Origin of the sequence: Flavobacterium xanthum, assembly GCF_900142695.1 — a bacterium.
GTDB lineage: Bacteria > Bacteroidota > Bacteroidia > Flavobacteriales > Flavobacteriaceae > Flavobacterium > Flavobacterium xanthum.
This window is the reverse complement of record NZ_FRBU01000054.1, coordinates 1-20791: the sequence shown is the minus strand read 5'-3', so window position 1 is coordinate 20791 and position 20791 is coordinate 1. Positions and strand designations below refer to the sequence as shown.

Sequence of the window (20791 nt, the reverse complement as noted above, 5' to 3'; positions counted from 1 at the left end):
CTCTTCTTGTTCTTGACATAATTCTGCTAATTTAAGGTTTTTAATCCTATCTTAAATTCACACAAAAAGTTGTACGTTTTTTGGGGAGCAGCATATTATCATGGGGCAAGACCTTATAGTAACTTTAAAAATCATAAAGTAAAATATTATAAGGGATACAAAGGAAAACCTCAAAAATCAATTGGATCTTATCGAAATCATAATAGCAAAGCCTACAAAAGCAATGGAAATAAAAGCAATGGTAATAAAGGCAATGGAAATAAAGGTGGAAAAGGAAATAATGGTCATGGAAATGGAAAGCATTAATACGGATCGCTACTATTAGTAAAAGAGAGTTTCAATACAGAAACTCTCTTTTTTTTTGCAGGACTTAAATCCTTAATTAAATGTTAATTTTTTTGTTTTGGCACAGTTGTTGAAAAAGTCTAAAAAGATATATCAAAAACACATTTCTATAAAATTATTTCAGAATTAAATTAAGAAAAGATGAAAGCATTAAAACTAATCGCCTTAGGAATTATCCTATTTGCATCAAGTACAATACACGCACAAGTTTCAGTAAACGTAAATATTGGCAGAGCGCCTTCGTGGGGTCCAGTAGGATATGCTGAAGCAGAATACTATTACCTTCCAGATGTTGAAGCCTACTATGATGTAAAAGCTACACAATTTATTTATTTTGGTAGCGGAAGATGGATACGCTCAAGATACCTTCCTGGTCAATATAGAAATTATGATTTGTACGGTGGTTACAAAGTAGTACTTAATGATTATCATGGTTCTAGACCGTATAACAATTTTAGAAATCATAAAGTAAAATATTATAAAGGATATCATGGTAGAGAACAAAGAAATATAGGATACAACCGTAATCGAAAAGTCTATGTTAATGATCGAAGAAATGATTATCGTAGACAATCTAATGACCACAGGGATAATAGACATTACGGACACGATAGAGGAAAAGGAAATAAGGGTCATGGAAAAGGAAACGATCACGGACGCGGGCATGGAAGAGACAGAGACTAATTCCTAATCTACAGTAGTAAAAAATAAAAAGAGAGAAAACTAGAGTTGGTTTTCTCTCTTTTTTTGTTAAGCCAAATTTATATTTAAAGAATGTAAAAAACATTTCAGGAAAAAACATTTAATACCTACATTTGAAGCTATTGCAAATTAAATTAGAAAAAATGCAAAAAAAACACCTTTTAGCTCTAACAGCATTACTTTTTTGTTGTCATATAACAATAGCACAAAATCCGAAAAAACCCAGTGCTGTTGAAATTTATAATCAAATTCAAAAACTAAATTTCTTAGGTTCTGTATTGTATATAGCCGCTCACCCAGATGATGAAAACACCCGTTTAATCTCTTATTTATCAAATGAGCAAAAGGCCAGAACTGGGTACTTATCTTTGACGCGCGGTGATGGAGGACAGAATTTGATAGGTACACAATTAAGAGAATTATTAGGCGTCATTAGAACCCAAGAACTTATCGAAGCCCGAAAAATTGATGGTGGAGAACAGTTTTTTTCGCGTGCCAATGATTTTGGTTTTTCCAAAAATCCAATAGAAACATTAGAAATTTGGGATAAAGAAAAAGTACTTGCTGATGTAGTTTGGGCCATACGAAAATTTCAACCTGATGTAATTGTAAATCGATTTGATCATAGATCTCCCGGAACTACGCACGGACATCATACAGCCTCTGCAATGTTAAGTGTAGAGAGTTTTGATTTAGCCAATAATCCAACTATTTTTCCTGAACAATTAAAATTTGTGCAGCCTTGGCAAACCAAACGCCAATTTTTTAATACCTCTTGGTGGTTTTATGGAACTATTGAAAAATTTAATGCTGCTAATAAAAGCAACTTAATTGCAATGCAAACTGGCGTTTATTATTCTGATCTTGGAAAGTCCAATCAGGAAATAGGAGCTTTAAGTCGCAGTCGCCATCAATCGCAAGGTTTTGGAAGCACTGGTGCTAGAGGGGAAGAAACAGAATATCTGGAATTTATAAATGGCGATGCTTTACAAGAAAAAAAATCTCTTTTTGAAGGAATTGATACCACTTGGAACCGTGTAAAAGGAGGAAAAGCAATCGGCGTACTATTGAGTGCCATTATAGCTGAATTCGACCATAATAATCCATCGGCTAGTATTCCAAATTTGGCGAAAGCCTATTCTATGATCAAAGATTTGGACGAAAATCAGTGGACACCCATAAAATTATTAGAAGTAAAAGAAATCATAGCGGCCTGTTCCGGTTTATATCTTGAAGCTGTTGCCCAAAATCAGGAAGCTACTCCAGGAAGCACTGTAAAACTGAAGCTCGAAGTTATTAATAGAAGTGCTGCATCTATTGAATTAGTTAGTATCACTACTTTGCCAGAACAGGTAAAAACAACAAAAAATTTAGCCTTAAAAAATAATATTCTAAACAACCTATCCCTAGATTTGAAATTGCCCGAGTCAATTAACTACACACAACCTTATTGGTTAGAAGAAAAGGGAACCGATGGCATGTATGCAGTAAAGCAACAGCAAAATATAGGAATTCCAGATATTATTAGGGAAGCAAAAGTGATATTTAATATTCAAATCAACGGAATAGAAATTCCATTTGAGCGAACCGTAATTTATAAATACAATGATGATGTAAAAGGTGAAGTCTATAATTATCTGGATATTGTTCCTGAAGTAACGACTTCTATTTTAGATAAAGTATTACTTTTTAAAGACACAAAAATTAAATACGTAGGCGTACAAATCAAAGCTGGAAAAGATAATATAAAAGGAAATCTACAATTGGAACTTCCTCAAAACTGGAATGTAACCCCAAAAACTATTCCTTTTAGTATCGATAAAAAAGGAACAGAGGAAATTGTTTATTTTGAAGTAACGGCACCAAATAAGTCTGAAGAGGCTGTTGCCAAAAGTGTAGCGATAATTGGCAACAAACGATTTGACAAAGAACAAGTGATAATTAATTACGATCACATTACCAAGCAACAAGTTTTAAAAGCAGCGGAAGCTAAACTCATCAAAACGGATTTAAAGACAAATAACGAACGAATTGGTTACATTATGGGTGCAGGAGATGAAGTTCCCGGTAGCCTGACTCAAATAGGTTATACCGTTACGTTAATTAAACCCGAAGAAATAACACCTGAAAAATTAGAAAATTTTGATGTGGTAATGACAGGAGTTCGGGCTTACAATACGCTAGCGGCATTAGCGAATAAGCAAACAATACTTTTTGATTTTGTAAAAGGCGGAAAAACGATGCTTGTACAATACAATACTGCGGGCGATCTGGTAACCGAAAATATCGCACCATTTCCATTAAAACTATCTCGCGACCGCGTTACTGAAGAAGATGCAGAAGTCCGATTTTTAGCACCAAACCATCTGGTGTTGAATGTTCCAAACAAAATAACTTCTAAGGATTTTGAGGGATGGAAACAAGAGCAAGGGTTGTATTACCCAAGTGAGTATGATAAAGCCTTTACTCCTATTTTATCTTCAAATGATAAAGGTGAAAGCCCTAAAAACGGTGCTATATTAATTGCTCCTTATGGAAAAGGGTACTATATTTATACGGGACTTAGTTTTTTTAGAGAGTTGCCAGAAGGTGTTACTGGGGCGTATAAATTAATTTCAAATATCATTTCTCTGAAATCATCCGAAACTATTCCTGCCCAAAAAATCAAAAACTAAACCAGTCTGAAATGGAAACAAAAAAAATAAAAACCTGGAAGAAAAACTATACCTGGGTACTCGTGGCCAATGCCATTTATATTTTGATCTTTTGTCTTATTATGAAATTATACTCTTAGATTATGCAATTATTTGATTGGGTTATACTCATTGTTACTCTATTATTTATCGTAATTTATGGTGCATGGAAAACCAAAGGAAGTAAAAATGTAGAAGATTTTATTTTGGGTAATAATGAAACCCCTTGGCATGTTGTGGGTCTTTCTGTAATGGCTACACAAGCCAGTGCGATTACGTTTCTATCCACACCAGGACAAGCCTACCACGACGGAATGGGTTTTGTACAATTCTATTTTGGACTGCCTATTGCGATGGTCGTTATTTGCGTGACTTTTATTCCGTTGTACCATAAATACAAAGTCTATACGGCTTATGAATACTTAGAAAAAAGATTTGATTTAAAAACGCGTTCCCTTGCAGCTATTCTTTTCTTGTTCCAAAGAGGGCTAGGAACGGGATTAACTATTTATGCACCCGCGATTATTTTGTCGGCAATATTGGGTTGGAATCTCACATACATGAACATTATTATTGGTGTATTGGTCATCATTTATACCTTTTCTGGAGGTACAAAAGCAGTGAATGTAACTCAAAAACAGCAAATGTTTGTTATTATGTCAGGAATGTTCATCACCTTTTTTCTGATATTGCATTATTTACCTAATGATATGACATTTACAAGCGCATTGCATATTGCTGGTGCAAATGATAAAATGAATATCGTCAACTTTTCTTTTGATCCGGAAGAAAAATATACTTTTTGGAGCGGAATAACAGGAGGTTTCTTCTTGGCATTAGCTTATTTTGGAACCGACCAATCACAAGTTGGACGTTATTTATCAGGAAGATCCGTTCGAGAAAGTCAAATGGGACTGATCATGAATGGTCTTTTAAAAGTACCAATGCAATTCTTCATTTTATTGACCGGAGTTATGGTTTTTGTTTTTTTTCAATTCAATCCTGTCCCGTTGAATTTTAATCCAAACAACAAAGCCATGATTGAAAAATCAGCATACAAAGGCGAGTACAATGCTTTGGAGCAAAAATTAGACGATTTATCCGAAGATAAGAAAGTGATTAACCTGTTGTATATTGATCAACTGAATCAAGATTATGACAATCCAATTCTTCGGAAGGAATTAGTGGCTTTGTCCAATAAAGAAAAAGATTTACGAGATCGAGCTAAAGAAATAATACTGAAAGCCGACAGCAACAGTGAAACGAATGACAAAGATTATGTATTTTTTCACTTTATCCTTAATTATTTACCCAAAGGACTTATTGGTTTATTGTTAGCAGTAATTATTTCAGCAGCCATGTCCTCTACTGCTTCAGGGTTAAATGCATTGGCATCGACTACCGCAATTGATATTTACAAACGTAATGTAAAAGGAGAAAAATCAGAACGTCATTATCTATACGCTACTAAATTTTTTACTTTATTATGGGGAATTATTGCAATCCTTTTTGCTTGTGTAGGAACGCTGTTTGAAAATTTAATTCAATTGGTTAATATCATTGGATCCATATTTTATGGAACCGTATTGGGAATATTTTTAGTTGGTTTTTACATCCATAAAGTCCAATCCAAAGCTATATTTTACAGTGCCGTAATTAGTCAGCTTACTATTTTTATCATTTATTATTATGCTATTTATATCTTCCCGAGCGGTGAAGAAAAATTAGGATATTTATGGCTTAATTTCATTGGAGCAATGCTGACGATTGTTATTTCTTTATTATTACAATGGACCATTTTTAGAAATCAAAAAGCAGTTATAGCTTAACTAAAAGTAGTTATTTCTTTAAGAAAGTCAACTTTTCGGGTTGAAAAAATAGTCACTGATTCACAGATTATAAAATAAAATCTGTGAATCAGTGCTTTTTTTTTAAAGGAATAAATGAAACGAAAAGCAATACTCTAAAAACTAAAGAATAAAATATGTGAATCCGTGGCTATTTTTTATAAGCTAATATGAAAAGTAATGCTACAGCATAAAATCTGTGAATCAGTGGTTAAAAATTTATTTCAAATCCAATACATAAACATCTCATTATAAGATTTCGAAACCTAAATGAAATGCAAAAAAAAATCCCGTCTCGATAATTACCGAGACGGGATTTTACATTAAAATGGAATGAATTAGTTTTTACTCCACTCTGCGATACTATCTTTATTCATCTTTACATAATCTTGATTTTTAGCAATTTCAGCTGCTGCAAGTGATGCTTTAGCCGTTTCGATTGCTCCTTTTTTATCTCCTAATTTGGCTTGAATCAAAGATTTTAATCTGTTGAACCAAAAAGGTTTGTCTTTAGACATATCTAATGCTTTGTTTACATAAACCAATGCTTTTGCATTGTCGCCATTGGATTGAAACAAGAACTGAGCAGCTGAAAAATAATCTCCAGCAGCTGGTCCAGCTAATACTTTTTCGATGTTAGCAATTGCTTTTTGTTGCGTAGGTACTTCAAATTTCACCGCTGCATACGAGTTTTCCCAGTACATTTCTAAAAAGGCAAAATTATTGTCTAAACCACTAATTCCAATTGTGAATGTTTCGATACTTTTGTTTAAAGTTTCCGGTTTTACTGTGGCTCTAAGGGCTACATTTTCTTCTTTCCACTCTTCTGGATTACCCCAGTTATCCGTAGTTTTATAGAAAATTATTTCCCAACTTTCAATTTTCGGAATAGTATACAGCGAATATTTTCCTTTTTTCAATGTTTTACCGCTAATCACTACATCATCACTAAAGGATATTGTTGTATTTTCATTGGCTCCCGTTCTCCATACTTTTTCAAATGGAATCAAATTACCAAATACCGCTCTTCCTCTTGCGCTTGGTCTTGAATAAACAATTTCGACATCAGTCAAACCAACAGCTTGCATAATTGTCGCTTTTGGACTGGATTGAGGTGTTTTCACTTGTGCCTCAATGGTGAAATTTACTATTATAATAGCAAACACAATAAGTATTTTTTTCATAGTAGTCTGTTTTATATGATTTTCAAATTTACAAATTCAGTTATTCCTAATTGTTAATTATTTCTTAATTTAGCATGTATATTCTGTACCTTATTGAAGACTAGTTCATTGAAATGATTAATTACGACATCGGCTTCTGATAAATTTTGTGCTTCTGAATGAATACTGTTGTATCCTACACAAAAGATTCCTGCTGCTTTCGCCGCTTTTATTCCATTAGTGCTATCTTCAATAACGATACAGTTTTCCTTTGGAGCAATTGATAAACTGGCAGCATGCAGAAAAATTGCCGGATGTGGTTTTGATTTAGGAAAATCTTCCCCGCTAACTAAATGCGTAAAATAATCATGCAACTTAAAGCGGCTAAACACGCGTTCGATAGTAACTTTGGAAGCCGAAGACGCCAAGATCAATTGCATTCCGTTTTGATGTAAATCTTTAATAAGATTTTCTACACCTTCCAGTAATTCCAAATCGGCTTTACTGTCAAAAGCATCATTGAAAATAGTTCGTTTTCTTTGGATCAAATCTTCAACGTCTTGCTCAATTACGAAAACTTCCTTCAATTTCTGAAACGTATTTCGAGTTGAAAACCCAGTAAAAGAGGTGTACATTTCCTTGGTAACAGTAATATTTAATTCTTCAAATTGTTTGAAATAAGCATAACGGTGTACGGGTTCTGTATCAACGATTACACCATCCATATCGAAAATTACGGTTTGTATCATTTTTTTTTGAATTACATTTATAGATAGTAGCTATTTAATTAAAAAGCTTTTAGCCAATACTCACTTAAGTAACAGTCGAAGATCACACCATTTTAAATGGCATAAACTCATAACAGATAACAGATAACTGATAACCGATAACAGATAACCGATAACAGATAACCAATAACAGATAACCAATAACAGATAACTGATAACCGATAACAGATAACAGATAACAGATAACAGATAACCTAAAACCGCTAACAGAAATCTGATGCTACTTTTTCAATAAATACCGAATCACAGTTTCGGCAGCATACAAGCCAAATAATCCGGGCATGTAACTATTGGTTCCGTAAAATGATTTTTTGAAATTGGAACCATCGGTCATTTTTAAACTGGATTCATCTTGAATTTCAGATGAAAAAACGACTTTCAGTTTGTCAATTTTAAATTCTTTCAATCGGCGACGAATAGTTTTAGCAAAGAAGCAATTTACGGTATTCGTAATATCCGTCACCTTCACTTTAGAAGCTTCCATTTTCCCGCCAGCACCCATGCTGCTTATAATTTTGACTCTTTTTCTCTTGGCGGCAATAATCAAATTCAACTTTGGAGTCACACTGTCGATGCAGTCCAAAACATAATCAAATTCTTCTGAAACAATCTCAAAAGCACGCTCTGGCGAAAGAAATTCTTGTACGCGAGTCAATTTCAATTCGGGATTGATATCCATCAATCGATCCCCAACAACTGTGATTTTTGGTTGCCCCACAGTCGTATGTAAAGCGGGTAATTGTCTATTAATATTGGTAATATCAACTACGTCACCATCAACAATAGTCATCGTTCCTACTCCTGCTCTTGCTAAAAATTCAGCGGCAAACGAACCAACACCACCCAATCCTACAACCAATACATTTGCATTTTTTAAATTATCTAAACCTTCTTTTTTGAATAAAAGTTCGGCTCTTTCTGTCCACTCTGCCATTGTTCTTTTGTTTAAAGTTTAAAGTTCTTGAGCAATCTGAAATCAACAATCGTTAATCTACAATCTGAAATCAAAAACTTCATTAAAATTACTATTCACAAGTTCCTGTATTTCTTTGACTGAAACTCCTTTGTATTTTGCTGCCAATTCATAAACAGCTTCAATTCCTTCTTCAACTGTATCTGTTTCCAGAAAAAATCGATTATTGGGGACGCTAGTAAAAACAGCCTCTAATTCCTTATTGAGCAATAAATATTTTCCAAATGAGATATAAAATCCATTGTCCACTAATTGTTTGGCAATTTGTGCATTTTTGGAAAACCCATGAATCAAGATTGGAACTGAAATATTCAATTTTTTCTTTATGATTATCAATTCCTGAAAAGCAGCAACACAATGTATCACAACTGGTTTTTTATATTTTTGTGCCAAAAGCAATTGCTTTTCAAAAACCATTTCTTGTAATTCCATAGGAATTTCGATGCGTTTGTCCAATCCACATTCGCCCACAGCGAGACAACTTGCCTCTTGTAATTTACTTTCGATTATCTCCAAATCAGCTTCCATTCGTTCTTTCACAATAAACCAAGGATGAATCCCGATGGAATAATACGGAATTCTTGCATCAAATTCCTGTGGATATTGATTTACTAATTCCAATACGTTGGACTGATTAGTGAATTTGTGTGTATGCAAATTAAAGTATTCCATTAGTCGTGAAATTTTTTAACTCCTGCTTTTATTTCGATATCCAAATCGTTTTCTAAAGGAACTTTTGGACAAGAATATTTCGAATTATACGCGCAATACGGATTGTAAGACCTATTAAAATCAATCACAATGGTATCTCCTTTTGGAATTCTTAAATCGATATACTTCCCGCCAATGTAACTTTCATGACCTGAAGTCAAATCAGAAAACGGCAGAAATAAATAGTCTTTGTACTCCTTCTTTTTTGAAAGTTCAATATTTTTATAGACATTCAGTTTAAAATCCCGACCATTAATTGTGAAAAAAAGTTCACCATATTTGACATACAATGGTTTTCTGTCCGTTGATGTTTTCATTTCAAATGGCTTCTCTTTTGGCATCCTGATCAACTTTGCAACCACATAAAAAGTTTCGTTTGCAGGATAAAAATCCAGCGTTTTAAAAATTGCCAAGTCTTCTGCAGTCAGCGGACTTGTCTTTGCATCGGCATATTCTGCATTCAATTCTGTTTGGAATTTTTCCACCGCCGAAACATCAAATTTATTTTGGCCAAAGCCAAAATTTAATTGAACTAAAAACGCAAAAAGTAGCAGATTTTTCATTTGTATGATTTTATGCAAAAATAGTTTAAAAGTTATAAAGCGGCAAAGTTTATATAATGGAATAAATAAGTTTATAAGACGGATTCCTAGCCCAGATAGCAGTGAAAATCCTTTTATTTTTTTGCTGCCAAAAAAATAAAAGATTGTAACGAATAGCTGGAAAAAGCTCCTAAAAAACATTGTAAATTTGTAGCTTAGAAATGAACCTTATGCTCAAAACTGCTTTTCAACGTTACATAAATAATTTCAAGGGCTTTACCAGAGAAATTTGGATTCTGACACTCATCACTTTTATCAATCGTGCTGGTACAATGGTTTTACCGTTTTTGTCCAAGTATTTGAAAGAAGATTTGAGTTTTTCCTATGCACAAGTGGGCTGGATTATGGTTGCTTTTGGTTTTGGTTCCATGTTAGGTTCGTGGCTTGGCGGTAAATTATCAGACAAAATAGGTTTTTATAAAATTATGGTTTTCAGTTTATTCACTAGCGGAATTTTACTGTTTTTGGTACAATACATTCGAACTTTCTGGGGATTATGCATTGGAATGTTCGTTATAATGACCGTTGCTGACATGTTTCGTCCCGCAATGTTTGTGTCCTTGGCGACGTACGCTAAACCTGAGAATCGCACCAGAGCGCTGACTCTAGTTAGACTGGCAGTGAATTTAGGTTTTACCGCAGGACCTGCTTTGGGAGGATTAATTATTATGAATTTAGGGTACAGCGGATTATTTTGGGTAGATGGAAGTTCATGTATTATTTCGATATTAATTTTTACGGTATTAGTGAAAGAACGCAAAAAACCAGCCGATTTAGACTCCGCCAATAGCGAAACCGAAATTCCAGCATCTGTTTTTAAAGATAAGATATTCTGGATATTCTTGTTTGTCTGCTTTATAACTGCCATGCTTTTCTTTCAACTTTTCACTACTTTACCGCTATATCACAATGAAAAATTTGGGTTAACAGAGTTTCAAAGCGGACTTTTGCTGTCTTTAAATGGACTGTTGATTTTCTTTCTGGAAATGCCAATTGTTAGTTTTAGCCAAAGAAAAGGCATCGATACACTTAAAATTATTCTTTGGGGTTCCTTCCTGATGTCCGTCAGTTTTTATGTCTTAATGATCAATATGTGGGCAGGAATACTAATTGTGAGTATTATTTTTATCACTTTTGGCGAAATGTTCATCTTTCCGTTCTCCAACTCTTTCGCTTTAAGTCGCGCGCCGAAAGGTCATGAAGGGCGTTATATGGCTTTGTTTACAATGAGTTTCAGCTTAGCACACATTGCGAGTTCTAAAACCGGACTGGAAATTATTGCCACTTTTGGATACCAAGCCAACTGGTTTGTGATGGGAACATTGGGAATACTTTCCGTAGCGGGTTGTATCTGGCTGCAAAAATTGGTTAGAAAAGAGCAAGACTAATAGGTTTCCAAAAATTTGGGCGTGACCCTATTAAAAAAAGGGGCTCACAACATAAAGGGTAGTTGCCCCTTTTTGTACTAGCGTCGGGCTATACGCGTCCCGTCAGAGAACGGGACTTGCTTCTATCCCTCACGCATAACCCTTTTCCAAATCACACTCGTCCTTATAGAGTATTTTCAACATTCAAAAATTATCTTTTCTCTACTGTATTCAGATAAATGCATTTGTATTTTTTGGAGTTATTTTATGTTTTAACTCAGTTCCTTATCTGTTAAAACTAAAAAATTAGTTAAATAACTATAAAAATAGTTTGCAAACTAAAAATATAGTTGTACGTTTGATTTAAATAAAAAATCATGCAAAAACTGACCAACAAAGAAGAGGAAATCATGCACATTTTATGGAAGCTTAAAAAAGCATTTGTAAAAGAAGTATTGGCAGAAATCACAGAGGATCAACCGCATTACAACACACTTTCTACCATTGTGCGTAATCTGGAAGAAAAAGGATTTGTATCCCATAACGCTTTTGGAAACACACACCAATACTATCCAATCGTGAGTTTAGAAGATTACAGAAAACGTTTTATGCACACGGCAATCGATAATTACTTTAATAGTTCTTATAAAAATATGGTTTCGCATTTTGCAAAAGAAGAGAAAATTTCGGCTGCGGAATTACGAGAGATTTTAGCCATGATTGAAAATCAAGAAGCAAAATAGTTGTATGTTTATACGTGTCATTTTCTAAAAAATTATTTATGGAATCAGTAGCAATCTACCTAATTAAATCCTGTGGTTTACTTTTATTGTTTTTTGTAGCGTATCATTTTCTGCTGCGTAAAGAAACTTTTTTTACTGCAAATCGTTGGTTTCTTTTAGCAGGATTAATAACTGCTACTGTTTTGCCATTCGTTGTTTTTACCACAATAATCTGGATAGAACCTACACCTGTAAATTATGACTGGTCTTCCTTACCGATAAGAACCGTCACTGAGGAAAATCATACTGAGGAGTATATTTATTTAGGATTGGCTTTGACTTATTCTTTAATCACATTAGGTTTATTAACCAAATTTGGGTTTGATTTTTATAGCCTGCGAAAGATTTTTAAAGGAAAAACAATAGAACGTCAAGCTGATTTTAAGTTTATAGACACGACTGAAAATATTGCTCCTTTTTCCTATTTCAACACAATCGTTTACAATTCTTCCTTATACAGTACTGCCGAGCTAGAGAACATTTTAGAACACGAAAAAGTACATTGTGAGCAAAATCATACCGTAGACGTTTTGATTGGAAGAGTTTTTTGTGCTATTTTTTGGTTCAATCCTTTCATTTGGCTGTACAAAAAAGCTATTCTACAAAACTTAGAATTTATTGCTGACAGCGTAGCCACCAGAAAATTATCTGACAAAAAAGCATATCAACTCACACTTTTAAAAATAACAACACACGAAAATTGTGTTGCCATTACTAATCATTTTTATCAATCATTAATCAAAAAACGAATCGTTATGTTAAACAAAAATCAATCTAGCAAAAGGAATTCTTGGAAATATGCAATAATACTGCCTGCATTAGTTGCTTTTGTATTATTCTTCCAAATTGAAGTAATCGCTCAGCAAAAAGAAAGTCATGTTTCTTTTAAAAGTAGTATTGATAAAGCTGTTCTCGAGGTCAACTCAAATTCAACTGAAGAAGCACTGAATGTGGAGAGCAAACTTTTTAAACAAGAATTCGATCTAGATGTCAATTTTTCCAATATCAAAGTAAATAGTGAGGGCCATATCATTGCCATTAACGTTGTTTTACAAAACAATAAGGGCGCAAAAAAAGTATATTTAATTGAAGAAGAAAGCCCAATTAAACCATTTGCTATTTTTGTAGAAAAAGAGAAATCAGGTAGCGTTAACTTTGGTTTTCAAGCTAATGCAAAGGAGAATGCACACTTGAGTCAACATTTTAACCATATCAATAAAAGTCAAAATGCATCTGATACAGTGCAACCCCGACACGCAGTTATTTCAGATGTACAACAAGATAAATCATGGAGTTTGAATAGCATGTCCAAAGACGGTAGAGAATACCTAATTGTATTAAATGGCAGAAAACAAGTAAAAGGAATTCCACTTAAAATATCTTTTGACGAAGATTTTGACACTCAAAATATCTTGGATCCAGAAGAGGCAATGCTTAAATATGGTGAATTTGGTAAAGATGGTGTTTGGGAAATTACAACCAAAAAAATAAAGAATCCAAAGAAAGCACAAAGAAAGAAAAATTCAAAAAAACCACTCCTAGTTGTAAACGGTCAAGTAGCCGGCAATCAAACTACAGCCGATGACATTGATCCTAATACCATTGAAGCAGTTAACGTTTTAAAAGAAGAAGAAGCAACAGCAAAATATGGTAAGGCAGCAAAAAATGGTGCAATTGAAATAACCGAAAAGGAAAATAAGGGTTGGGGAATTAGTTTTGGAATCTCTAAGCCAGAGGAAAACATCTCTAGAATTCAAAACAATAAAAATGTAGATTACAAAAAAGCAGTCATCGTTATTAACGGGAAAATTAGTGACTATGAAACTCTAGATAAATTGAAACCTGAAGAAATTGTCTCAGTAGGTGTTCAAAAACCATCCAATGGGCCCGAAAGTACCAAGCAAATTGCGCTAAAAAAATATGGTGAAAAAGCACTAAACGGAGTTGTTGAAATTGAAACTAAAGAATTTCGTAAAAAATAATATCATGCAAAAACTGACCAACAAAGAAGAGGAAATCATGCACATTTTATGGAAGCTTAAAAAAGCATTTGTAAAAGAAGTATTGGCTGAAATCACAGAGGATCAACCGCATTACAACACACTTTCTACTATTGTACGTAATCTGGAAGAAAAAGGTTTTGTATCTCATAATGCTTTTGGAAACACGCACCAATACTATCCTATCGTGAGTTTAGAGGACTATAGAAAACGCTTTATGCACACGGCAATCGATAATTATTTCAATAGTTCCTATAAAAATATGGTGTCTCATTTTGCCAAAGAAGAGAAAATTTCAGCTGCGGAATTACGAGAGATTTTAGCCATGATTGAAAATCAAGAAGCAAAATAGTTGTATGTTTATAAGTGTCATTTTCTAAAATAATTATTTATGGAATCAGTTGCAATCTACCTAATAAAGTCCTGCGGTTTACTTTTTTTGTTTTTTATAGCGTATCATTTTCTGTTGCGCAAAGAAACTTTTTTTACTGCAAATCGTTGGTTCCTTTTAGCAGGATTACTAACCGCTACTGTTTTACCATTAGTAGTTTTCACCCAAATAATGTGGGTAGAACCTACACCTGTAAATTATGACTGGTCTTCCTTACCCATAAGAACCGCTACTGAGGAAAATCATACTGAAGAGTATATATATTTAGGATTGGCTTTGACTTACTGCACAATAGCATTAGGTTTGTTGACCAAATTTGGGTTTGATTTTTATAGCCTGCGAAAGATTTTTAAAGGAAAAACAATAGAACGTCAGGCTGATTTTAAATTTATAGATACCTCAGAAAATATTGCTCCATTTTCGTACTTCAATACCATCGTTTACAATTCTTCCTTATACAGCAGTTTTGAATTACAGAATATTTTAGAACATGAAAAGGTGCATAGCGAACAAAATCATACCATAGATGTGTTGATTTCTAGAATTTTTTGCGTTATTTTTTGGTTCAACCCATTCATTTGGTGGTACAAAAAGGCCATTTTACAAAACTTAGAATTCATTGCTGATAGCGAAGCCACCAGAAAATTATCCGACAAGAAAGCGTATCAACTCACGCTTTTAAAAATAACAACACATGAAAATTGTGTTGCCATTACCAATCATTTTTACCAATCATTAATCAAAAAACGAATCTTTATGTTAAACAAAAATCAATCAAACAAAAGGAATTCTTGGAAGTATACACTTGTACTTCCTGCCCTATTTGCCTTTATGTTTTTATTCCAAATTGAAACCATTGCACAGGAAAAAAGTTCAGAAAAAATGATAATCGAATCTTCCACAGCAATTGAAAATTCAGTGGATGTGTACAAAATAAATAAAAATACTACAGATGAAGAACTTAAAGAAAAAACTACTGCTTTAAACAAAAACTATGGAATAAAGGCCGTTTTTTCTAGGATAAAAAGAAACTCAAAAAATGAATTAATCGCTATTAAAGTTAATTTACAAAAAGGAGAGGAAAAGAATCAGGAAATGGCAATCAAAGGAACTGAAGCTATCAATACATTTGGAATCATTATTTCTAAAAATGAAAACGGAATCCTTACCATAGATTTCGCTGAAGATGATATTCAATTGAATAAAAAAAGTGTTTTAATTTCTCCTAACGCGCCTTTGTCTACAACCAAAGAAATTTTTATCAATGGGGTAAAAACAACTCAAAACGAGTTAGATAAATTAGATCCAAAAGCTATTAAAACAATGGATGTAAGTAAAAATAAGGATCAATCTATTATTAAAATTACGACAAAAGAGAAAACTGATGAAAATGCTTCTCAATTCACTTTTAAAATTCCATATAGCGACTTAGGCACTGAAAAAATTGATCCAAACAAAATATCTATTCATAAAATAACAAAAGATACTTATACTGTTACACAGGTAACCAAAGAGGTAAATGGTGTTCCGGGAGATGCTGATTATTATATTGATGGAAAAAAAGTAAGCCCTCTCGAAGCTGAAAGTATGAATCCAAATCAAATAACCTCTGTTGATGTCCAAAAGGACGCTGTGTCAAATAAAAATTCCATCCGTATCCTTACTAAAAACTATGTTGCTAGTAAAGGCAATATGCAACAACCACCAACGCCTCCTACTCCACCAACACCTCCTACTTTTAACTTTAAAACTCCCAAAGCACTTAATTTTCCAAAAGCACCTTTAGCGCCAAAAGGTTCTCCGGTAAATGGTGATAAAAAAGCGTGGGCAGCGTTTGACAAAAAAATGGAAGAATTTAATGCAAAAATGGAAGCAATGGCACCTCAAATAGCCGATTTCGAAAAGAAAATGGATGAATTTGATCAACAAATGAAGCCTTTTAATGCCAAAATGGAAATTTTCGAAAAGAAAATGAAAGTCTACGAGAAGCAAATGGAAGACTATCAAGCCAAACAAAAAGAAAATAAATAGTAAGTGTTAAAAAAGACGGTTTCAATCAAAACCGTCTTTTTTTATATCTTTGTACAAAATAAACCTTATGTACAAAATCCTAGCACAAATCAACAAAGTCATATTACCTAGTTTTACGAAACAACGTTTGGATTTGGCTAAAGCCAAAAAATGGCAAATGGCAATTATTGGTTTCAGGTATTATGTAACCACACGTGCGTTAAATTAATACGTTATTGCTGCAAAAATCTCGTTCCCTTTAATTTTTGCCCTTCCATTCAAGAAAGTCAATTCCATTAGAAAATTGCATTGCACAATTTCGCCACCCAATCGTTCCACCAATTCACAAACCGCTTTTGCTGTTCCTCCGGTGGCCAAAACATCATCGTGAATCAGAATTCGGTCCCCTTTTTGAATCGCATCAGTATGAATTTCTAAAGTATCAGTTCCATATTCTAAATCATACGTTGCAGAAATGGTATCGAAAGGCAACTTATTCGGTTTACGAACTGGAATAAAACCAACATTTAATTCTTGCGCGATTAACATTCCAAAGAAAAAACCCCGACTTTCTACTCCTATTACCTTGTCAATTTTTTTATTGGCGAGTGAAGAAACCAATATATCAAGGCATTTTTTCCTTGCTTTTGGGTCAATTAACAACGGAGTGATGTCTTTAAACAAAATTCCTTCTTTAGGAAATCCCTGAATATCACGGATATACTTTTCTAACGGCATCTTTTTTTATTTTTTTACAATTTTACAGTTGCAAATTACACATTTATCCTTATATTTGCACCCGCAATGAAGTTATTATAACGGTTTGCAAATGGCCTTGTGGCGCAACTGAATAGCGCACTTGATTACGGCTCAAGAGGTTACTGGTTTGAATCCAGTCAAGGTCACTTTTAAAATCCCTAATAGTACTTAAAATCAGTATTTTAGGGATTTTTTATTTAATAGTTAGTCCATATTTAATTCAAATCAATTCTGCCTTATTACTACTCCTATTCCTGCTCCTTCTTACTTTGAGCCATCAACATCAAAGCAGAAAATTATGTTTTAGCACTATACGTTTGTGTTTTCATTACTTGAACTCCAACCATTTTTATAAAATTAAATGAGCGTTGCTTATAGTTTCTTTCAATTTGATATCCACTTTAGCAATTGCTGCATATTCATGCCAGTTTGTAACGGTATCGCTAATTTTTTGAATTATCGCTTCAGCCTTTTTAATATTCATACTCTTTGCAACGATTAAAAGATCCGCTTTAGTAATGTCTTTTCTTTTTCCGTTTATGCTAAGGTTGTGTTGACTTACCCAATCACTTCCGGGGCGGTACGCAAAACAAATATCATAAGCTGGTGCCAATTCCCAATTCCCATCTTTTTTTAGTCTGAAAGCAAAGTTTTTGGTATGATCATCACAATTTCTAGCGATTACATTAAACACCATTCGTCTATACATTTGTTCTGCCTCTGGATAGGGTAATCGCAGCAAACGCATGGTTTGAAATAGTTGTTCGTAGCTAAAACTGGTAATTTGGCTAAAATCATAATGCTGCATGGCACACAAGGTTTGTACGTGGTGTTTTTGTTCACCACCCTCCCGGTCAAAACGCTTGGTCATGAAATGTGCTCTGCCCTTTTCTTCTAGTAGCCTGCACTCCATCATATCAATTTCACACGCTTTTGCCATTAGATAATAAGCCATTTCAATTCTGCCAAAGCCTGTGCTTTCTCCAAATTGTAAATCGCTTACCGTATCTAATTTTAGTAACCAATGCTCAAAACCTTTTGGAGCACTAGTTTGACCAGATTTGACCTGACCTGTTTTTTCGTTATAGGCAATAATAGCTTTTGGTCGAGCACCACCAGCCGAAGTTCCTATTTTAAGAATATCCAACATGGCTTGTTGTTCATCTTCACTCAGGTTGGTTTCAAAACGATCTCTCTTGGAGAGCATTTTTTGAGAAATGTGAATCAAATTATCAACTTCTATATCAAAGGCTCTTTTGGTAGTTTTAAGCTGTGAAGGTTCAAATTCTAAAGCGCCCATTCCGCGTGTTCCTATAAAACACAAGAGCTCAACGGGGTTCATACTGTTTTCTGGACGACCGTTTTGTGCTAGCCAGCTATTGATTAATTGATTTCCATAATCATCTGGTAATACATCCGCTAATAATCCCGGTAACCCTTTAAATGTTTTTATGTCCCGTAATTCTGGAAACGAAAAAATACGCTTCATGCTATTGATTATCGGCATTTTTAAAGGTGCCAAATCGGTTTTGGTATTTATAAATTTTGGATCATACTCAAAACTTGCCAAACCTGATTCTGCATTCCACGCAACAGCTCCTACCGTTTCTCCCCATATTTTTACAAAAGCAGTTGTAATCATTACCAGTCGGATTTTTTAGTGTTATCGCTAGCACTATTTCTAGCCCGTTGCCTAATTTGTTTGTCTTGTTTGGCCAGTTCTAGTGGACTCACTTCGTGTTGTATAGTAAACCCTTCTAAGAGCTGTAAAATATTTAACGCTCTCATAATTTGAATAAGTGACAGCATTGTGATAGCCTCACCTTTTTCAATTTGGCTTAATGTCGAACGATTGATACCAGCTGCTTCTGCCAATTGTGCTTGAGTTTTATTACTCTTTAATCGCTCTTGTTTTATGAATGCGCCAATCTTACTCACGATAGCGGTATCACTCATGGCAACCCAGTCTATGTTGGCATTTCCCATTATTATCTCTTTAAAATAGTAATACTGTTGGTATTTACCAACAAATATAAGTAAAATTTAATAATTAACGGATAGCTGATGCTTTATGTTGGTAAATACCATCACTATTGATCAAAAAACCTATTAATGTTAGTTTTTACCAACAAAATAAATAAAAATATATTAAACTCACATCTATTATTGTAACTAATTTGAGTGCTAAATTCATCAATAGTTGCTTTAATCTACTTAAAAAATCAATTGTAAATTATTCCAAAAATCTTTCTTTTTTTAATGGATAATTCCTGCTATTAACTTTTTATAAAAATAATTATGCCCCCTGTATCAAAAATCTGTTATTGCTAAGTATTTAAAAAATAATCAAAACTAGTACAAAATAAACTACTGATATTGAGTAACTAAAAAAGCACATTCACTTTATAAGCAGAACTTACACATCCCATCTCAAAATCACCTTCGATCTGTTTTCACTTTTCAAGTTTTTGTCTCTATAAAATCATACATTTGTTGGTATTATGCACCTCATTAACTAATGACAATGGATCAGGATAAATTTATTTTCTGCCTTGAAGCCGTACCCGATGTAGACAGTACCACTACAACAGAAGTGGTTCAAAGCTTAGAACTACTAGCTTTTGAGCAAGGAATTTCAAGTATTTACAAAACATGCGATACAATTGAAGGTTTGGACGAAAGCTTAAGTGCTTTGCTTTATGACGATCATAATTTTAAGGATTATGAAATCATCTATTTAGTGATGCAAGGAGAGGAAAATAGCATTTGTATCAATGAATATTACTACAGTTTAGAAGAAATAGCTGAACTATTTGAAGGAAAAATGAAAGGCAAAATTGTACACTTCGCAAATGAAAAGGTGGTGGACTTAAGCGCGGAAGAAGCCCAGTACTTTTTAGATATTACCGGAGCAAGAGCCATTTCGGGTTATGGAGCAAAATTCGATAATCTAAGTAGCATTCATTTGGATAAAGTATTTTTCAGTTTGTGCCAAGACGAAGATGATCTGATACAAATCGTTGAAGAATTACATGAAAAGCACTTTGCTCTTTGTAAGCTCCTTGATTTTAGATTGTATTATTAAAAAGCGAATCTCGATACCTTTTTAACCAATTAAAAGTATCCGCCCGACGAACCCCATATTTTTTAGATTAACTTAAGGTAGTAGTTTTGTTCTAAACAATTTAGACATGGACAAAAATGAATTTATGTTATCTCAAGTTGAATCTTGGAAACAAAGTGGACTTTCACAACAAGCGTATTGTGATCAAGCAGTTATTAAATTAGGAACTTTCAGCTACTGGATACGCAAAAGCAAAAATGAAGAAGCACAAAGCGGAGGTTTTATTGCACTGAAAAAACCAATTTTCGCTTTAGAAAACAAATACGAAATCGTATACCCTAATGGAGTTGTGCTGCGAGTGGATACGGATAATTTAAGTGAACTTTCGGCTTTAGTAAACCTATATTAGTGTTTAGTCTTAGTAGTTCACATACCTTTTTGCTCTACCCTAAAGTTTGCGATATGCACAAAAGCTTTAATGGTTTGTGCGGTCTTGTTGCCAATGAATTAGGACGCGTTGCACATAGTGGGGAAGTGTTCATTTTTATCAATCGAAATAATAATCAGATGAAACTTTTACACTGGGAATCCGGT

Annotated in this window: 21 protein-coding genes and 1 tRNA gene; 14 read left to right on the top strand and 8 right to left on the bottom strand. The window is 33.8% G+C overall.

Translation table 11 applies throughout. The annotated features are described in order from the left end of the window. Positions 1-69: 69 nt before the first annotated feature. The 4 genes from BUC11_RS15250 (at position 70) to BUC11_RS15235 (ending at position 5569) form a co-directional block, all read left to right on the top strand. The gene (locus BUC11_RS15250; protein WP_073355455.1) at positions 70-306 is read left to right on the top strand and encodes a hypothetical protein; all 237 of its coding nucleotides are present in this window, start codon (positions 70-72) and stop codon (positions 304-306) included. A gap of 180 nt (positions 307-486) precedes the next feature. Then, a complete protein-coding gene (locus tag BUC11_RS15245) occupies positions 487-1029 on the top strand; it encodes a hypothetical protein (protein WP_073355453.1) in 543 nt (180 codons plus the stop codon). Positions 1030-1190: 161 nt separating this feature from the next. Next, positions 1191-3722, top strand: a complete 2532-nt coding sequence (locus BUC11_RS15240; RefSeq protein WP_073355459.1) for a PIG-L family deacetylase — start codon at positions 1191-1193, stop codon at positions 3720-3722. 122 nt (positions 3723-3844) lie between these two features. After that, on the top strand, positions 3845-5569 hold the full coding sequence (locus BUC11_RS15235; RefSeq protein ID WP_073355452.1) for a sodium:solute symporter family protein: 1725 nt from the start codon (positions 3845-3847) through the stop codon (positions 5567-5569). Between the two features lie 356 nt (positions 5570-5925). Here BUC11_RS15235 and BUC11_RS15230 read toward each other — a convergent pair whose 3' ends face one another. The 5 genes from BUC11_RS15230 to BUC11_RS15210 all read right to left on the bottom strand — a co-directional run bounded on the left by BUC11_RS15230 (position 5926) and on the right by BUC11_RS15210 (position 9785). Next, a complete protein-coding gene (locus tag BUC11_RS15230) occupies positions 5926-6771 on the bottom strand; it encodes a DUF2911 domain-containing protein (RefSeq protein ID WP_073355450.1) in 846 nt (281 codons plus the stop codon). 53 nt (positions 6772-6824) lie between these two features. After that, on the bottom strand, positions 6825-7499 hold the full coding sequence (locus BUC11_RS15225; RefSeq protein WP_073355449.1) for an HAD family hydrolase: 675 nt from the start codon (positions 7497-7499) through the stop codon (positions 6825-6827). Between the two features lie 259 nt (positions 7500-7758). Then, positions 7759-8472, bottom strand: a complete 714-nt coding sequence (locus BUC11_RS15220; protein WP_073355447.1) for a tRNA threonylcarbamoyladenosine dehydratase — start codon at positions 8470-8472, stop codon at positions 7759-7761. Between the two features lie 57 nt (positions 8473-8529). Then, the gene (locus BUC11_RS15215; RefSeq protein WP_073355446.1) at positions 8530-9183 is read right to left on the bottom strand and encodes a TatD family hydrolase; all 654 of its coding nucleotides are present in this window, start codon (positions 9181-9183) and stop codon (positions 8530-8532) included. Then, positions 9183-9785, bottom strand: a complete 603-nt coding sequence (locus BUC11_RS15210; protein WP_073355443.1) for a DUF1684 domain-containing protein — start codon at positions 9783-9785, stop codon at positions 9183-9185. The genes BUC11_RS15215 and BUC11_RS15210 overlap by 1 nt, the downstream gene beginning before the upstream one ends. 209 nt (positions 9786-9994) lie before the next feature. Between BUC11_RS15210 and BUC11_RS15205 the strand changes: the two genes are divergently transcribed. The 6 genes from BUC11_RS15205 to BUC11_RS15180 all read left to right on the top strand — a co-directional run bounded on the left by BUC11_RS15205 (position 9995) and on the right by BUC11_RS15180 (position 16603). Continuing rightward, entirely contained in the window at positions 9995-11212 is a 1218-nt protein-coding gene (locus tag BUC11_RS15205; RefSeq protein WP_073355442.1) for an MDR family MFS transporter, read from the top strand. Positions 11213-11568: 356 nt separating this feature from the next. Next, complete coding sequence (locus BUC11_RS15200; RefSeq protein ID WP_073355440.1) at positions 11569-11934, top strand: BlaI/MecI/CopY family transcriptional regulator; 366 nt, start codon at positions 11569-11571, stop codon at positions 11932-11934. 38 nt (positions 11935-11972) lie between these two features. Beyond that, a complete protein-coding gene (locus BUC11_RS15195; RefSeq protein ID WP_073355439.1) occupies positions 11973-13955 on the top strand; it encodes a M56 family metallopeptidase in 1983 nt (660 codons plus the stop codon). A gap of 4 nt (positions 13956-13959) precedes the next feature. Next, positions 13960-14325 carry a BlaI/MecI/CopY family transcriptional regulator gene (locus BUC11_RS15190; RefSeq protein WP_073355440.1) on the top strand — a complete coding sequence of 122 codons (366 nt, stop codon included), beginning with the start codon at positions 13960-13962 and terminating at the stop codon, positions 14323-14325. A 39-nt stretch (positions 14326-14364) separates the two neighbouring features. Continuing rightward, positions 14365-16395 (top strand): M56 family metallopeptidase, encoded by a 2031-nt coding sequence (locus BUC11_RS15185; protein ID WP_073355437.1) that lies wholly within the window; start codon positions 14365-14367, stop codon positions 16393-16395. Between the two features lie 67 nt (positions 16396-16462). Next, a complete protein-coding gene (locus BUC11_RS15180) occupies positions 16463-16603 on the top strand; it encodes an SsrA-binding protein (protein ID WP_073355435.1) in 141 nt (46 codons plus the stop codon). Here BUC11_RS15180 and BUC11_RS15175 read toward each other — a convergent pair. Next, positions 16600-17112 (bottom strand): adenine phosphoribosyltransferase, encoded by a 513-nt coding sequence (locus tag BUC11_RS15175; RefSeq protein ID WP_073355433.1) that lies wholly within the window; start codon positions 17110-17112, stop codon positions 16600-16602. The genes BUC11_RS15180 and BUC11_RS15175 overlap by 4 nt on opposite strands. Before the next feature lie 93 nt (positions 17113-17205). Between BUC11_RS15175 and BUC11_RS15170 the strand changes: the two genes are divergently transcribed. Beyond that, a tRNA-Arg gene (locus BUC11_RS15170) sits at positions 17206-17279 on the top strand. A gap of 203 nt (positions 17280-17482) precedes the next feature. Here the strand turns inward: BUC11_RS15170 and BUC11_RS15165 are convergent. Together BUC11_RS15165 and BUC11_RS15160 are read right to left on the bottom strand one after the other, a co-directional pair. Further along, a complete protein-coding gene (locus BUC11_RS15165; protein WP_073355431.1) occupies positions 17483-18775 on the bottom strand; it encodes a type II toxin-antitoxin system HipA family toxin in 1293 nt (430 codons plus the stop codon). After that, positions 18775-19119 carry a helix-turn-helix domain-containing protein gene (locus BUC11_RS15160; protein ID WP_073355429.1) on the bottom strand — a complete coding sequence of 115 codons (345 nt, stop codon included), beginning with the start codon at positions 19117-19119 and terminating at the stop codon, positions 18775-18777. The genes BUC11_RS15165 and BUC11_RS15160 overlap by 1 nt, the downstream gene beginning before the upstream one ends. 538 nt (positions 19120-19657) lie before the next feature. Here BUC11_RS15160 and BUC11_RS15155 point away from each other — a divergent pair. The 3 genes from BUC11_RS15155 to tnpB all read left to right on the top strand — a co-directional run. Then, a complete protein-coding gene (locus tag BUC11_RS15155) occupies positions 19658-20218 on the top strand; it encodes a DUF6642 family protein (RefSeq protein WP_073355457.1) in 561 nt (186 codons plus the stop codon). A 106-nt stretch (positions 20219-20324) separates the two neighbouring features. Beyond that, entirely contained in the window at positions 20325-20606 is a 282-nt protein-coding gene (tnpA, locus tag BUC11_RS15150; RefSeq protein ID WP_073355428.1) for an IS66 family insertion sequence element accessory protein TnpA, read from the top strand. Beyond that, positions 20606-20791 (top strand): IS66 family insertion sequence element accessory protein TnpB (gene tnpB / locus BUC11_RS17420; RefSeq protein ID WP_394332912.1); only part of this gene is annotated, 186 nt, incomplete at its 3' end. The genes tnpA and tnpB, both read left to right, overlap by 1 nt.

Excerpts from the sequence above, each read along its gene's own strand:
- BUC11_RS15195 (WP_073355439.1), top strand. The coding sequence starts at position 11,973 with ATGGAATCAGTAGCAATCTACCTAATTAAATCCTGTGGTTTACTTTTA.
- BUC11_RS15220 (WP_073355447.1), bottom strand. The coding sequence starts at position 8,472 with ATGGCAGAGTGGACAGAAAGAGCCGAACTTTTATTCAAAAAAGAAGGT.
- BUC11_RS15245 (WP_073355453.1), top strand. The coding sequence starts at position 487 with ATGAAAGCATTAAAACTAATCGCCTTAGGAATTATCCTATTTGCATCA.
- BUC11_RS15205 (WP_073355442.1), top strand. The coding sequence starts at position 9,995 with ATGCTCAAAACTGCTTTTCAACGTTACATAAATAATTTCAAGGGCTTT.
- BUC11_RS15230 (WP_073355450.1), bottom strand. The coding sequence starts at position 6,771 with ATGAAAAAAATACTTATTGTGTTTGCTATTATAATAGTAAATTTCACC.
- BUC11_RS15225 (WP_073355449.1), bottom strand. The coding sequence starts at position 7,499 with ATGATACAAACCGTAATTTTCGATATGGATGGTGTAATCGTTGATACA.
- tnpA (WP_073355428.1), top strand. The coding sequence starts at position 20,325 with ATGGACAAAAATGAATTTATGTTATCTCAAGTTGAATCTTGGAAACAA.
- BUC11_RS15235 (WP_073355452.1), top strand. The coding sequence starts at position 3,845 with ATGCAATTATTTGATTGGGTTATACTCATTGTTACTCTATTATTTATC.
- BUC11_RS15210 (WP_073355443.1), bottom strand. The coding sequence starts at position 9,785 with ATGAAAAATCTGCTACTTTTTGCGTTTTTAGTTCAATTAAATTTTGGC.
- BUC11_RS15240 (WP_073355459.1), top strand. The coding sequence starts at position 1,191 with ATGCAAAAAAAACACCTTTTAGCTCTAACAGCATTACTTTTTTGTTGT.
- BUC11_RS15215 (WP_073355446.1), bottom strand. The coding sequence starts at position 9,183 with ATGGAATACTTTAATTTGCATACACACAAATTCACTAATCAGTCCAAC.
- BUC11_RS15190 (WP_073355440.1), top strand. The coding sequence starts at position 13,960 with ATGCAAAAACTGACCAACAAAGAAGAGGAAATCATGCACATTTTATGG.
- BUC11_RS15200 (WP_073355440.1), top strand. The coding sequence starts at position 11,569 with ATGCAAAAACTGACCAACAAAGAAGAGGAAATCATGCACATTTTATGG.
- BUC11_RS15185 (WP_073355437.1), top strand. The coding sequence starts at position 14,365 with ATGGAATCAGTTGCAATCTACCTAATAAAGTCCTGCGGTTTACTTTTT.
- BUC11_RS15180 (WP_073355435.1), top strand. The coding sequence starts at position 16,463 with ATGTACAAAATCCTAGCACAAATCAACAAAGTCATATTACCTAGTTTT.
- BUC11_RS15165 (WP_073355431.1), bottom strand. The coding sequence starts at position 18,775 with ATGATTACAACTGCTTTTGTAAAAATATGGGGAGAAACGGTAGGAGCT.
- BUC11_RS15175 (WP_073355433.1), bottom strand. The coding sequence starts at position 17,112 with ATGCCGTTAGAAAAGTATATCCGTGATATTCAGGGATTTCCTAAAGAA.
- BUC11_RS15155 (WP_073355457.1), top strand. The coding sequence starts at position 19,658 with ATGGATCAGGATAAATTTATTTTCTGCCTTGAAGCCGTACCCGATGTA.
- BUC11_RS15160 (WP_073355429.1), bottom strand. The coding sequence starts at position 19,119 with ATGGGAAATGCCAACATAGACTGGGTTGCCATGAGTGATACCGCTATC.